Below are 13510 nucleotides of genomic sequence, written 5' to 3'. Positions count from 1 at the left end.
ACGGATACGATGAACCCGTGCGACGTTTCCCTGCTTCCGTGTACGGCGTCGGCGAGGAACCCGATCCGCGGTTCTCGCTGGCGAACGAGAGGACCTTCCTCGCCTGGACGCGCACGGCGCTCGCGCTGATCGCCGGCGGCGTCGCCCTCGAAGTACTGGGTCTCGACCTGCACCCCGGATTCCGTCTCGCGGCGTCGATGCTGCTGATCGTCGCCGGCACGGCCGTCGCCCCACTCGCCTGGTGGGAGTGGATGCGCGCCGAACGGGCGCTGCGCCAGTCGAAGCCGCTGCCCGGCGCATTCTCTGCCGTACTGCTCGCGATCGTCGTCGTGTCGGTCGGGGCGCTCGTCATCGCCGGCGTGCTGTGGCGATGACCGATCGGACGCTGTTCGATCCGGGATTGCAGCCCGAACGCACCGAGCTGGCGTGGCGGCGCACCGCGCTCGCCATCGCCATCGGGTCGCTGCTCTCCCTGCGCGTATTTCCGCTCGCGCTGCCGCCATCGATCGAGGCCTGGGGCTTCGCGCCCGGGCTCCTCGGTCTCCTGGCGGCGTGTGCACTGTGGCTCGCAGCGCGCCGGCGCCAACTCCGGGTGAGCGCCGTCCTCACCGGAGAGTCCTCGGGCGAGGCTCCCGGCGGCGGGCTGATGGTCGCGCTGACGGCACTGGGCACCGCCTTCGGAGTGATCGCCGTGGTCTTCGTCCTGTTCTCGGTGCTGTCGTGACCGCGGGGATGATCCGCGTCCCCGCGGGCCGGCTGCGGATGGGGGCCACCGAGTTCTATCCGGAGGAGGGACCGATCGTCGAGGTCGACGTCTCGGCGTTCGCACTCGACGAGCATCCGGTGACCAATGCCGACTACCTCCGCTTCGTGACGGCCACCGGCTATGTCACGGTCGCCGAGCAGCCGCTGGATCCGGCGCTCTTTCCGGGAGCCGACCCGGCCACCCTGGTTCCCGGCGGGCTCGTCTTCACCCCCACCGCCGGGCCCGTGGATCTGAGCGAATGGCGACGCTGGTGGCGCTGGCAGCCCGGAGCACACTGGCACGCCCCCGAAGGACCGGGCACGGACGTCGACGAGCGCCTGTCGCACCCGGTCGTGCAGATCGCGTTCGCGGACGCCCTCGCCTATGCCACGTGGGCGGGGAAACGCCTGCCGACCGAGGCCGAATGGGAGTGGGCGGCTCGCGGCGGCCTCGTCGGCGCGAGCTTCGCCTGGGGCGAGGAGCTGCGTCCCGCAGGAATGCTCATGGCGAACACCTGGCAGGGGGACTTCCCTTACCGGAACACTGGCGCGAACGGCTGGGTCGGCACCTCGCCGGTCGGATCGTTCCCCGCGAACGGATACGGTCTGCGCGACATGATCGGCAACGTCTGGGAGTGGACCGCCGACGCCTGGTCACCGCGGCACGGCATGGTGCCGACGGTGCAACCGGGCGAGCGGGCCAACCTCTTCACGGCGGATGCCGCGGGGCCGGGGCGCCGCGTCACCAAGGGCGGATCGCACCTCTGCGCCCCCGAGTACTGCGTGCGCTACCGGCCAGCGGCCCGCAGCTCGCAGACCGAGGACTCCGCGACGACGCACCTCGGCTTCCGCTGCGCCGTCTGACCTCCCGCGCGTCCAGACGAGTCAGCCCGCGAGGACGAATCGAGCGCCGAGCTCCCCGATCACCGCGGTGGGAGCGTTCGTGTTCCCGGTCGGGATGACGGGGATGATCGAGGCGTCGATGACCCGCAATCCCTCGACACCTCGCACGCGGAGCTGCGGGTCGACCACGGCATCCGCATCCGCATCCGCCCCCATCCGGCAGGTGCCGACCTGGTGGTGATAGGTGATCGCGGTGCGGCGCACCCACTCCTCGACATCGGCATCCGACACCTCGGGTCCGGGGTACACCTCGACCGCGCCCCACTGTTCGGCGAGGGCCGGGCGCGCGCCGATGCGGCGGCACTGGCGGACGGATGCCGCGAGCGAGGCGACATCGCGGTCGTCTTCGAGTGCAGCGAGATCGATGTCCGGCGGGTCGGCCAGACCGGGACCGGTGAGCGTCAGCGCGCCTCGGCTGTGCGGGGTCACGAGTCCGGCCATCAGGCTGAAACCGCTGTCACCCCTCGGTTCCAGCTCGCCCCACATCGGCACCGAGAAGTTGATCGGCTGCGTGTCGGGCTGCTCGAGGTCGTCGCGGCTGCGCCAGAACAGGTGCGTCTGCGTGACCGAGACCCCGGGCTGCGGCGGGTCGATCGGCCGCTGCGTGGTGAAGATCACGGGTGAGAGGAGGTGGTCGTGCAGGTTCCTGCCGACACCGGGCAGGTCCTGCACGACGGGGATGCCGAGGGCGTCGAGTTCGCCGGCGGGGCCGATGCCCGATCGCAGCAGGATGACCGGTGAGCCGATCGCTCCGGCCGACAGGATGACCTCGTCGGCGAACACGTCCTCGGCGGTGGCGCCCTCCCCCAGCCGGACCCCCAGCGCCCGGCCGTCCTCCACGATCACCGAGTGGACCTCCCGGCCCGTGATGATCGTGAGCTTCTCCGCCACGGGCTGGGCATACGCGCTCCAGGTGTTCACCCGGCGCCCGTCGCGCATCGTCACCTGCTCCTGGGAGACGCCGTCGAGCACGCCGCCGTTGTAGTTCGTGTTGTGCGGGAGACCTTCCTGCACGGCGGCGTCGATGATGGAGGCCTGGATCGGCGACAGCGGATAGTCGTCCGTCACCGGGAGGAGACGGTTCTCGATCGCGTCGAACACCGGCTCGACCTCGGACCATCCCCAACCGGTCGCACCGGCGCGCTCCCACGCCTCGTAGTCTGACGCGGCGCCGCGCACCCAGACCATGGCGTTGAGCGCGTGCGACCCACCGGTGACCTTGCCGCGCGGCAGGTGCAGACGGCGACCGCCCGCATGCTCCTGCGGCGTGGTGAAGTAGTCCCAGTCCTCGGCGGAGTGCCAGAGCTCACCGGCGCGGGACGGGTCGTGGATCGCGGGGTTCGTGTCGTATCCCCCGGCTTCGATGAGGGTGACGGCGACGCCGGCGTCCGACAGACGCCGCGCGACGATCGCTCCCGAGGTGCCTGCTCCGACGACGATGGCAGAGCGCATCGGTCAGCCCTTCCGACCGGGGCCGGAGACGACCTGCGAGACGGCGACGGACTTGAGTCCCTCGACGCCGAACTCCAGACCGTACCCCGAGCTCTTCACCCCGCCGAACGGCACCATCGGATGCAGCCCGCCGTGCGAGTTGATCCACACGGTGCCGGACTGCATGCGCGATGCGGCCTCGCGGGCGGCATCCGGATCGCTGGACCACACCGAGGCACCGAGACCGACGTCGAGGGAGTTCGCGAAGGCGAACGCCTCGTCGACATCGGAGTAGCGGATGACCGGCAGCGCTGGACCGAACTGCTCCTCCTGCACGAGGGATGCGTCGTTCTCGATGTCGGCGACGATGGTCGGCCGGTAGAACAGCTCGCCGAGCTCCGGGGCGGCCTCGCCACCGGTGACGATGCGGGCGCCGCGACTCCTGGCGTCGTCGACCAGACGGCTGACGATGTCGAACTGGGCGTGGTTCTGCAGCGGGCCGAGCACGTTGTCCTCGTCGAGGCCGTTGCCCATGGGGACGGATGCCGCGATCTCGGCGAGCGCATCGACGACGTCGTCGTACACGGAGTCGTGCACGTACAGGCGCTTGAGCGCCGCGCAGGTCTGTCCGGTGTTGATGAAGGCGCCCCAGAACAGGTCTTGGGCGATGGCGGCGGCATCCGTTCCCGGCAGCACGATGCCGGCGTCGTTGCCGCCCAGCTCGAGGGTGAGGCGCGCCAGGTTGCCGGCAGAGCTCTCGATGATGCGGCGCCCGGTCGCGGTCGATCCGGTGAACATGATCTTGTCGATGTCCGGGTGGGACGCGAGTCGCGCGCCGACCTCGCGGTCGCCGGAGACGCCGATCAGCACGTCGGCCGGGAGCACTTCGTTCATCACGGCCAGCATCGCGAGCACGCTCAAGGGGGTGTACTCGCTGGGCTTCGCGACGACGGTGTTGCCCATCCGCAGGGACGGGCCGATCTGCCAGATGCTGATCATGAGCGGCCAGTTCCAGGGACCGATCGCACCGACGACGCCGGCGGCCTTGTACACGAGCTCGGCGTGCAGCGTCTCGTCGTCGACCAGTACCTGCGGCTCGATCACGGTCGTCGCGTTGGTGCGGAGCCAGGCCGAGCAGGCGCCGAGCTCGAAGCGGGCGTTCGGGCCGTTCAGCGGCTTGCCCTGCTCGCGGGAGAGGAGGTACGCGAGCCCTTCGGCGTTCGCGTCGATCGCGTCGGCCGCGGCGAGCAGCAGTGCGCTGCGCTTCTCGTGCCCCAGCGCCTCCCAGCCCGGCTGTGCGGCTGTGGCTCGTGCGATCGCGTCGTCGAGGTCGGCGACAGCGTGGACCGGCGCCCGGCCGATGGTCTCGCGCGTCGCGGCATCCGGGATGTCACGCCCTGCGCCCTCCGGCGCCTGGATGCGGTCGAGCAGCGCGGCAGCTGCGGATGCGGCGGAATCGGACATCGTGTCTCTCCTTCGAGGGGACGCCGGCCACGGGAAGCGACCGTCCCTCTCATTCTCAGCCGCCTCGTCACGCCCCACTTGTCGAGGAGCGCGTCACAGATGTCCGAGTGCGAAGGATGCCGCCCCGACTCGTCAGCTCGGCCCGAAGTCCTCGAAGATCAGGGTCGTGCGCGTCGAACGGATCGACGGGATCGCCTGGATGTCCTCCAGCACGATGCGGCGCAGGTCTCGCGCGTCGTTCGCGCGCACGAGCAGGATCACGTCGAAGTCGCCGCCGACCAGCGCCATGTGCTCGATCTCGTGGATCGCGCGCAGCCGATCGCGCACGTCCTGCCAGGTCGCCTGCTCGATAGCGAGCGTGACGTACGCGCTCGCGTGATGACCCAGGAGCACCGGGTCCGTGCGCACCGAATAGCCGGTGATGACACCGGCATCCGTCAGACGCTTGATGCGGGCATGCACCCCCGCGCGGGAGACGTGGACGGCTTCGGCGATGGCCGTCATCGAGGAGCGGGCGTCGCGCCGCAGTTCCTCGAGGATCGCGTGGTCGACCTCATCCAGCACCATCGTGAGCACCCTTCGTCGGTGCCTCAGATTCTGACACTTCGACAGTCGAATGCATAATTTTGCGCCGTTCGTCCACCATCCGCCAGGAACCGTTGGACGAGTGTCGACGGCGAGGCAAACTGTCCCCATCGAGTTCGGCAAGGAGGGCGAACGGATGCTGCACACGGAGATGCTCCCGCGAGACACCGCGGTGCGACTGATCGACGAGGACGGCGGGCTCGTCGTCGACGAGCAGTACCCCCTCCCCGACACGGACACGCTGCTTCGTGCCTACCGAGGGCTGGTCGAGGGCCGTCGCATCAACGATCAGGCCGGCGCACTCGTCCGACAGGGCCGCTTGGCGGTCTACCCGTCCTCGCACGGACAGGAGGCCTGTCAGGTCGGCGCCACCCTCGTGCTCGGCGACGCGGACTGGCTGTTCCCGACCTACCGCGACTCGGTCGCCGTCATCGCCCGCGGCGTGGAGCCGGCCGACGCGATGGTCCTCCTCAAGGGCGACTGGCACTCGGGCTACGACGTGCGCGCGCACCGCGTCGCTCCTCAGACGACGCCTCTCGCCACCCAGTTGCTGCACGCCGTCGGCTTCGCCCAGGCTGCCAAGCACCGCGGGGAGGACGCCGTCGTCCTCGCGCTCTGCGGCGACGGCGCCACGAGCGAGGGCGACTTCCACGAGGCGATGAACTTCGCCGCCGTCTTCCACGTTCCCGTCGTGTTCTTCGTGCAGAACAACGAGTTCGCGATCTCGGTGCCCCTGTCCCGTCAGACCGCCGCTCCGTCGCTCGCGCACAAGGCGATCGGCTATGGAATGCCGGGTCAGCGCGTCGACGGCAACGACGTCGCCGCCGTCCTCGCCGTGCTCGGCGAAGCGATCGACCGCGCCCGATCCGGCGGCGGGCCGTCGTTGGTCGAGGCCCACACGTATCGGATGCAGGCGCACACGAACGCCGACGACGACACGCGCTACCGCGAACGCGAAGAGGTGCAGGCCTGGATCGCCCGCGACCCGCTGCTGCGCCTGCGCGCACATCTGACGGAGACCGGCGCGCTCGACGCGGCGGCCGAGGAGCGGTTCGCCGCCGGCGCGGAGGAGATCGCCGCCGCCATGCGCACCGCACTCAACACCGACGCCGACCTCGATCCGGAAGACCTCTTCCGCTTCGTGACGGCGACACGCTCGCCGCAGCTCGAGGAGCAGTGGCAGCTGCTGCGCGGTGAGATCGAACGCTCGCAGTCCGCCGACAGGGAAAGCGCACACACCGGAGGTGCTCGATGACCATCGCCCACGACGACGTGCACATCGCCGCCGATGCGGCGCCTCGCGAGGTGACGACCATGAGCATGGCCGCCGCGCTCAACCGGGCCCTGGCCGATGCCATCGAGTCCGACCCCGACGTGGTCGTGTTCGGCGAAGACGTCGGCGCACTCGGCGGCGTCTTCCGCATCACCGACGGCCTCACCGCCCGCTACGGCGAAGAGCGCTGCTTCGACACTCCCCTCGCCGAGTCCGGCATCGTCGGCACCGCCGTCGGCATGGCCATGAACGGCATGCGACCGGTCGTCGAAATGCAGTTCGACGCCTTCGCACTGCCGGCATTCGAGCAGGTCGTCAGCCACGTCGCGAAACTCGGGAACCGCACGCGCGGCGGGATGCAGATGCCGCTGGTGATCCGCATCCCGTTCGGCGGCGGAATCGGCGGAGTCGAACACCACTGCGACTCTTCCGAGGCGTACTACGCGCACACCCCTGGCCTCACCGTGGTGAGCCCGTCGACGCCGCAGGACGCGTACTCGCTGCTGCGCGCGGCCATCGCCTCCCCCGACCCCGTCGTCTTTCTCGAACCGAAGAAGCTGTACTGGAGCAAGGGCGAGGTCGACACGTCGATCACCGCCGAGATCGGCACCGCCCGCATCGCCAGGGACGGCACGGACGTCACACTCCTCGCCTACGGCGCTTCGGTACCGCTCGCTCTGGAGGTCGCCGAAGTGGCGGCATCCGAGGGCCGCAGCGTGCAGGTCGTCGACGTGCGCTCGCTCTCTCCCTTCGACGATGCGACCGTGACGGCCGCGGTGAAGTCGACCGGTCGCGCCGTCGTCATCGCGGAGGCACCGGGCTACGCATCCGTCGCCTCCGAGATCCAGGCACGGGTGTTCGAGCGCTGCTTCGAGTTCCTCGAGGCGCCGGTCCGCCGCGTCACCGGTTTCGACGTGCCCTTCGCTCCGCCGAAGCTCGAGCACTGGTATCTGCCCGACGTCGATCGCGTCCTCGACGCCATCGACACGCTGCACTGGGATGAGGAAGCATGAGCACGCCGACCGTGGGTGCCGCGCAGGTGTTCCGGCTGCCGGATCTCGGCGAGGGACTGACCGAAGCAGGTCTCGTGCAGTGGCTCGTCGCCGTGGGCGACACGATCACGACCGATCAGCCGATCGCCGAGGTGGAGACCGCGAAGAGCGTGGTGGAGCTCCCGTCGCCGTTCGCCGGTGTCGTGGTCGCGCTGCACGGCACCGCCGGCGACACCATCGACGTCGGTGCGCCGGTGCTCGAGGTGGCGGATGCCGCGACGGGGGCCGCCTCTGGAGCCGCTTCCGCACCCTCCGGAGCAGCCGTCGAGCAGGAGGCGTACCGGGAGGAGGAGCGCGCCGGCTCCGGCAACGTGCTCATCGGATACGGCACCAAGGAGCGCGCAGCATCCGGACGTCGTCGCCCGGCCGCCGCCCGGACGAGTCTCGGAGACTCGTCCGCTGCTCGGACCATTCCGCCCGAATCGTCCGAGCAGCCGCAACTCGTCCGAGAAACGGATGCCGGTCGCCGCCGCCCGGTCGCCGTGCGCTCCCCGCTGGTGCGGCGTCTGGCGCGCGACCTGGGCCTCGACGTGCACGCGCTCACCGCCACCGGAGCCGACGGCGCAATCACCCGCGCCGACGTGCTCCGAGCGGCAGTCGACAACGCCGTGGACGGCGCCGCAGCGCAGCACACCGCCACGAACACCGCACACATCGACACGGGCACGGGCGAGACCGTCGACGGGCTCGCCGTGCGCTCGCGCGAGCGGATGTCTCCGCTGCGCAAGGCCGTCAGTGCCAAGCTCAGCCGCAGCAGGTCCGAGATCCCGGAGGCCACCGTCTGGGTCGATGTCGACGCCACGGCTCTCTGGGACCTCCGCGCGCAGATGGCTCCCGAAGGCGGCAAGGCACCATCCGTGACCGCGCTCCTCGCCCGCTTCGTGCTCCTGGCCCTCGAGGACCACCCGATCCTCGCCTCTCGTCTGAGCGACGACGCCGCAGAGCTGATCTCCTTCGACGGCGTGAACCTCGGCGTCGCCGCCGACACCGACCGCGGTTTGATGGTGCCCGTCGTCCCGGGCGCCCACGCCCTCACCGTCGACCAGCTCGACGTCGCCCTGCGCGAGCTCGCCGCCTCCGCGCGTGCCGGGGCGATGCCGCCGGAGCGACTGCGCGGATCGACCTTCACGCTCAACAACTACGGGGGCCTGGGCGTCGACGGATCCGCCGCGATCATCAATCACCCGGACGTCGCGATCCTCGGCATCGGCAGGATCATCGAGCGCCCCTGGGTCGTCGAGGGCGAGATCGTCGTGCGCCGCATCGCCCAGCTCTCCCTGGTCTTCGACCACCGTGTCTGCGACGGCGGCTACGCGGCGAGCTTCCTCCGACGCGTCACCGAGCTCATCGAGCATCCGCTGCGCGCCTTCGGGCGGGTCTGACGGCGGACCCTTTCCCCGCGGCGACGTTGGGCCCGGCACACGCCACGATCCATCGCCGTGAGTGCACTCAGCCGTTCACGGCGAGGGTGTACTCACGGCGCAGCGTCGCGTCTTCCACGGTGATGCCGATGATCTTTGCGCCGGCCTCTGAGACCGCGCGGTCGGCGTGGAAGAGGAGAACTCGCCCATCGCGGGTCGAGACCTCGTAGAAGTCGAGTCCTGCCGCGATGACATGAACGGTGTTGCCGCCGGGGAAAGCGGCGATCGCGTCCGTCACCTCGTCGCCGATTCCGACGCCTCCCGCTCGGGGAAGAACGGCGCCGTCGACCGGCGCCTCGCCGTACAGCGCGATGCCCCCGGCCCGGATGCTGGCCACAGCGGTGCCTTCCTCGACGGGCGACACGAAGAGTCGGGCGCCCCCGCCCTGGGCCGTGAGCTCCCATTCGCCGAACCCTCCCCCGGGCGCCACCGCCTCGGCACCGGGAGCCGCCGCGACGACAGTCTCGATGTCTTCACCGAGGCGCAGCGGACCGACACCGTCGAATCCGATCTCCCACTCGCTCCAGGCCGCGGCCGGATCAGCCGCCGTGTCCTCACGTTCGACCGGAGGATTCGCGGTCAGCTCGTCGACGAGCTTCTCTGCGGCCTGCGCGGCTCGATCCTTGAGCAGCTGCGCCGCGGCCGCAGTGTCGAGCGCCGACTCACCGTCGAAAGGCTGCCAGAACTCGACGAGCACATTCCCGACGGAAGACACCCCGTAGTACGACCGGTACTCTTCGCCTTCGGTGCCGTAGTCGAGCACCAGCGCTCCCGCGATGGCACGCACGCCGTCAGCCTCGTCGACGACGGTGTTGACATATGACGAGGCCTGGCCGTTCAGCGTGAAGTCGGCGCACGCCGCGGCCGCGGCTGCGTAGTCGTCCATGCGGTTCTGCGCCTGGGTCTCGTTCGCGAACTGGAGGACGTGGAAAGCCCCCTCCCTGTCGTCGCCGGCAGGGCTGCTCCAGGTGATCGAGCGGGCGCCGATCGACCCGAGGGATGCTTCCGAGAGGAGCACTCCGCAGACCTGCGGAGCCAGCTCTGAACCATGGCCGTCGGAGACCTGCTGCAACGACGCACTCGGCTCGGTGATCTCGGAGCTGCCAGGAATCATGGCGGAGATCTCGTCTGCGGAGAGGAGGAACCAGTCCAATTCGTCGCCGACGAAATGCATCGGCCCCGCGTAGGGTTCGGGCGCAGGAGTCTCGGGTGCCGTCGTCGCCGTCGGGCTCGGCTGCGGATCGGGCGCGCAGGCGGAGAGGAGAAGAATTCCACCGACCGAGACGATGCTGAGCACGGCCGTCATGAGCGAGCGCGAGCGGTCCATGTGATCCTCCATCGAGTCTGTCCGTCGTCCAGTGACACCCTGTGTGCGAGCGTACGCGCGGTTGCCGACCCCAAGGGATCATCCGGCCGATGTCGAGATCGGAACGATACGCAACACATTCCAAGAAACGCATATACGTCGCGTGCGCACCGGTCAGCGAAGCCCCTGAGCGTGGAACTCAGCGGCTGCTGCGACGCGCGCGCCCTCGGCCGTCGAGGACGTCGACGCCACCTGTGCCGCGCGGTGGCAGCCTTCCTCGTCGACACCCGCGAGTGCCGCCGCGACCCTCCCGAGCGATCGAGCGGTCATCGACAGCGACGTGACCCCGAGGCCGACGAGTACGGGCGCGAGTGCCGGGTCGCCGGCAGCCTCACCGCAGACGCCGACAGGCTTGCCGGCAGCACGACCGGCCGAGCCGACCAGTCCGATCAGCCGCAGAACCGCCGGCTGCCAGGGGTCGTTCAGGTCGCCGAGTTCACTGAGCAGCCGATCGGCCGCCAGCGTGTACTGGGCGAGGTCGTTCGTGCCGATGCTGACGAAGTCGACGATCTCGAACAGCTCGGGAGCCAGGAGAGCCGCCGAGGGAGTCTCGATCATGATCCCGACGCGTGCGAGACCAGCGGCCCGTGCGCGATCGGCGAAGTCCTGCGCTTCTTCGACAGTCGACACCATCGGCGCCATCACCTCGACGATCGCCGACTCTGCGCCCGCCGCGGTGGCGAGCGCGCGCAGCTGCTCATCGAGGAGCTCCGGAGAACGGCGAGCGATCCGCAGGCCGCGCACACCCAGGGCGGGGTTGTCCTCCTGATCGTCGTTCGCGAAGGGCAACGGCTTGTCGCTCCCGGCGTCGAGTGTTCTCACCACGACTTTGCGTCCCGAGAACGCGCCGAGCACCTCGCGGTAGGCCGCGACCTGCTCGTCGACGGTCGGCGCATCGGTCCGGTCGAGGAAGCAGAACTCGGTCCGGAACAGCCCGACGCCCTCGGCATGAGCGGATGCCGCAGCCGCAGCATCCGCTCCCCCGCCCACGTTCGCGAGGAGAGGGATGCGGGGGCCGTCGGCGAGCCGTCCCGCGCCATCGAACGCGACCACGGTGGCCGTCGCCCGCGCCTCGGCGATACGGGCTTCCGCGGGGTCGACCTCGACCATGCCGCGATCGCCGTCGACGAGGAGCATGGCGTCCGCAGGGATGCCGGTGGCGCCCGCGACGCCGACGACCGCGGGGAGGCCCAGGGAGCGCGCGATGATCGCGGTGTGCGAGGTCGGCCCGCCCTGCTCGGTGACGAGACCGACGCAGCCGCCGCCGGCGAGCGACGCGGTGTCGGCGGGCGCGAGATCGGTGGCGACGAGCACGAACGGCTCCTCGTGCTCCGGCACACCGGGCATCTCGACCTCGAGGATCTCGGCGATGATCCGATCCCGCACGTCGCGGATGTCGGCTACGCGCTCGGCCATGCGCCCGCCGAGCGCACGCAAACCCTTCTCATGCGACGCCGCGGTCTCCCACACCGCTCGCGCCGCACTTCGTCCCTTGGCCTGCACGAGCGCGGTCGCCTCGGAGACCAGCTCCGGATCGGAGGCGAGCAGTCTCGAGGCGTCGAGGATCGCTCTGGCCTCACCCGACGCCTGGGCTGTGCGCGACCGGAGCTGATCGGCGACCGCGACCGCCGCCCACTCGATGGCGGAGACCTCCGTGGCCCGATCCTCCGGAGCGATCACCACTCCGGCGTCGGGCTCGGGCAGCGGCGGCGCAAGATGCAGGACGGGTGCGGCGACGCGCCCCGGACTCACGCCCCGTCCGCGCAGTACGGAACCGGAAACGACCGTCACCGGGGGCACCGCCACCTGCGGGGCCTGCTCCACATTCGCCGTGGGCGCACTCACCTCGGGCCCGGCCGCGTCGGTCCCCTCGCCGAATCCGTCGTCGAACAGCGCCTGAATCCGGTCCAGCGTTGTTGCTGCGTCCGGTCCGGCAGCGGTCAGTTCCAGCTCTTCCCCGTGACGCGCACCGAGGATCAGCAGGCGCGACAGACTCGCCGCCGATGCGTCAGGGCCGTCGGGCAGGCGGCGCAGCCGCACGTCCGTCCCGGTCGAGGCTTCGGCGATCAGGGCCGCGGGGCGCGCGTGGATGCCGAGCCGGTTGCGCACCCGCACCCGACGGACGAGGGCGCCGGAGGGTACGGCGGAGCTCTCCGCAGTGGGTGCCGGCTCGGCTTCTCCGAGCTGACCGGTCTTCGCGCCGAGCGCGGCCCCGGCCTCGACAGCCACATCGTCGAGAGTTCCTCCCGCCGCGGCCGAGACGACTGCGGCCAGCAGCCCTTCGACGAACGGTGCCGGGGCGAGCTTGACCGGGACCTCGCTCATGCGCAGCTCGAGCGCGAGTTCCGCGCTGAGCACTGCGGAGCCGAGATCCATCAGCACGAGCACGCCGTCGCAGTCCGCAGCCAGCTCGTCGATCGCGGCCGCGACGGCGACGGCATCCGTCCCGAGGATCGGCGTGCCCTCGGCATCCGTACCCGCGCCGGCGGCGACCTGCACCCGCACTCCTCCGCCCTGAACCATCTGCAGGGCAAGCTCCAGCGCCGCCTCCCCGAGCCGTGCGCTGTGGGAGACGGCGACGATCCCGATCATCAGGAGCTGCCGGAGACCGCTGCGGCCAGCGTCTCGAACAGGATCGCGGTGGACGCAGACCCGGGATCGAGGTGCCCGGCGCTGCGTTCGCCGAGGTAGCTCGCTCGGCCCTTCCGTGCCACCAGAGCCTCGGTCGCGTCGCGGCCGGTGGCGGCGGCATCCGCAGCCTTCTGCACGGCGTCGGCGACGGAGGCGCCGCCGGCCAGAGCCTCGTCCAGCGCGTCGACCGCCGGGGCCATGGCATCGAACATGGTCTTGTCGCCCGCCTCGGCCTTTCCGCGGGCGACGATGCCTTCGAGCCCGGCTCGCAGCGCGGCGGCAAGGCCCGCGGCATCGAGCTCCGTCACGGCGCCGGCCGTCATCCCCATCCGCAGGAAGAACGTGCCGTACAGCGGACCGCTGGCTCCCCCCACCGAACTCACCAGAGTCATCCCGACGGACTTGAGCAGCTCGTCGGCGGTGGCAGGCGCCCCGGCCGCCAGCTTCTCCTTCACCGCGCTCATGCCGCGCGACATATTGGCGCCGTGGTCGGCGTCGCCGATCGCGGAGTCGAGCTCGGTGAGCCACTCGCGCTTCTCCGTGACGGCCGCACCGAAGCGCGAGATCCAGTCGACGAGGGCGTCGGTTCCGATGATGTCAGTCATGTATCCAGTCCTTCGAAGGTTCGACAATCAGTTCC

The 13510-nt window shown here is 70.5% G+C and carries 12 protein-coding genes; 6 read left to right on the top strand and 6 right to left on the bottom strand.

What is annotated here, in order from left to right:
- Positions 1-17: 17 nt before the first annotated feature.
- From V5D55_RS12370 to V5D55_RS12360, 3 genes are read left to right on the top strand one after another with little or no spacing between them, the layout of a single operon-like run.
- Positions 18-374, top strand: coding sequence for a YidH family protein (locus V5D55_RS12370; RefSeq protein ID WP_435743416.1), 357 nt, complete (start codon positions 18-20; stop codon positions 372-374).
- A complete protein-coding gene (locus V5D55_RS12365; protein ID WP_435743414.1) occupies positions 371-724 on the top strand; it encodes a DUF202 domain-containing protein in 354 nt (117 codons plus the stop codon). Before V5D55_RS12370 ends, V5D55_RS12365 begins: the two co-directional genes overlap by 4 nt.
- Before the next feature lie 8 nt (positions 725-732).
- Positions 733-1608, top strand: a complete 876-nt coding sequence (locus V5D55_RS12360; RefSeq protein ID WP_435749293.1) for a formylglycine-generating enzyme family protein — start codon at positions 733-735, stop codon at positions 1606-1608.
- A 21-nt stretch (positions 1609-1629) separates the two neighbouring features.
- On the opposite strand, the gene V5D55_RS12355 is transcribed toward V5D55_RS12360, so the two are convergent.
- From V5D55_RS12355 to V5D55_RS12345, 3 genes are all read right to left on the bottom strand, one after another.
- Positions 1630-3099, bottom strand: a complete 1470-nt coding sequence (locus tag V5D55_RS12355) for a GMC family oxidoreductase (protein ID WP_435743412.1) — start codon at positions 3097-3099, stop codon at positions 1630-1632.
- 3 nt (positions 3100-3102) lie between these two features.
- On the bottom strand, positions 3103-4542 hold the full coding sequence (locus V5D55_RS12350) for an aldehyde dehydrogenase family protein (RefSeq protein WP_435743411.1): 1440 nt from the start codon (positions 4540-4542) through the stop codon (positions 3103-3105).
- Between the two features lie 132 nt (positions 4543-4674).
- Positions 4675-5109 carry an Lrp/AsnC family transcriptional regulator gene (locus V5D55_RS12345; RefSeq protein ID WP_435743409.1) on the bottom strand — a complete coding sequence of 145 codons (435 nt, stop codon included), beginning with the start codon at positions 5107-5109 and terminating at the stop codon, positions 4675-4677.
- A gap of 154 nt (positions 5110-5263) precedes the next feature.
- Here V5D55_RS12345 and pdhA point away from each other — a divergent pair, with 154 nt between their 5' ends.
- Genes pdhA through V5D55_RS12330 form a run of 3 tightly spaced genes read left to right on the top strand, consistent with a single transcriptional unit; the run spans position 5264 to position 8834 of the window.
- Positions 5264-6382, top strand: coding sequence for a pyruvate dehydrogenase (acetyl-transferring) E1 component subunit alpha (pdhA, locus tag V5D55_RS12340; protein WP_435743407.1), 1119 nt, complete (start codon positions 5264-5266; stop codon positions 6380-6382).
- Positions 6379-7413 (top strand): alpha-ketoacid dehydrogenase subunit beta, encoded by a 1035-nt coding sequence (locus V5D55_RS12335; protein ID WP_435743405.1) that lies wholly within the window; start codon positions 6379-6381, stop codon positions 7411-7413. Before pdhA ends, V5D55_RS12335 begins: the two co-directional genes overlap by 4 nt.
- The gene (locus V5D55_RS12330; RefSeq protein WP_435743403.1) at positions 7410-8834 is read left to right on the top strand and encodes a dihydrolipoamide acetyltransferase family protein; all 1425 of its coding nucleotides are present in this window, start codon (positions 7410-7412) and stop codon (positions 8832-8834) included. Before V5D55_RS12335 ends, V5D55_RS12330 begins: the two co-directional genes overlap by 4 nt.
- A gap of 67 nt (positions 8835-8901) precedes the next feature.
- On the opposite strand, the gene V5D55_RS12325 is transcribed toward V5D55_RS12330, so the two are convergent.
- The 3 genes from V5D55_RS12325 to dhaL form a co-directional block, all read right to left on the bottom strand.
- Complete coding sequence (locus V5D55_RS12325) at positions 8902-10200, bottom strand: hypothetical protein (protein ID WP_435743401.1); 1299 nt, start codon at positions 10198-10200, stop codon at positions 8902-8904.
- Positions 10201-10353: 153 nt separating this feature from the next.
- The gene (gene ptsP / locus V5D55_RS12320; RefSeq protein ID WP_435743399.1) at positions 10354-12831 is read right to left on the bottom strand and encodes a phosphoenolpyruvate--protein phosphotransferase; all 2478 of its coding nucleotides are present in this window, start codon (positions 12829-12831) and stop codon (positions 10354-10356) included.
- On the bottom strand, positions 12831-13475 hold the full coding sequence (gene dhaL / locus V5D55_RS12315) for a dihydroxyacetone kinase subunit DhaL (protein ID WP_435743398.1): 645 nt from the start codon (positions 13473-13475) through the stop codon (positions 12831-12833). The genes ptsP and dhaL overlap by 1 nt, the downstream gene beginning before the upstream one ends.
- Positions 13476-13510: the final 35 nt, after the last annotated feature.

This window comes from Microbacterium sp. PMB16 (genome assembly GCF_051294855.1).
GTDB lineage: Bacteria > Actinomycetota > Actinomycetes > Actinomycetales > Microbacteriaceae > Microbacterium.
Note: the sequence above shows the minus strand (reverse complement) of the source record. Positions and strands in the feature narration are given on the sequence as shown.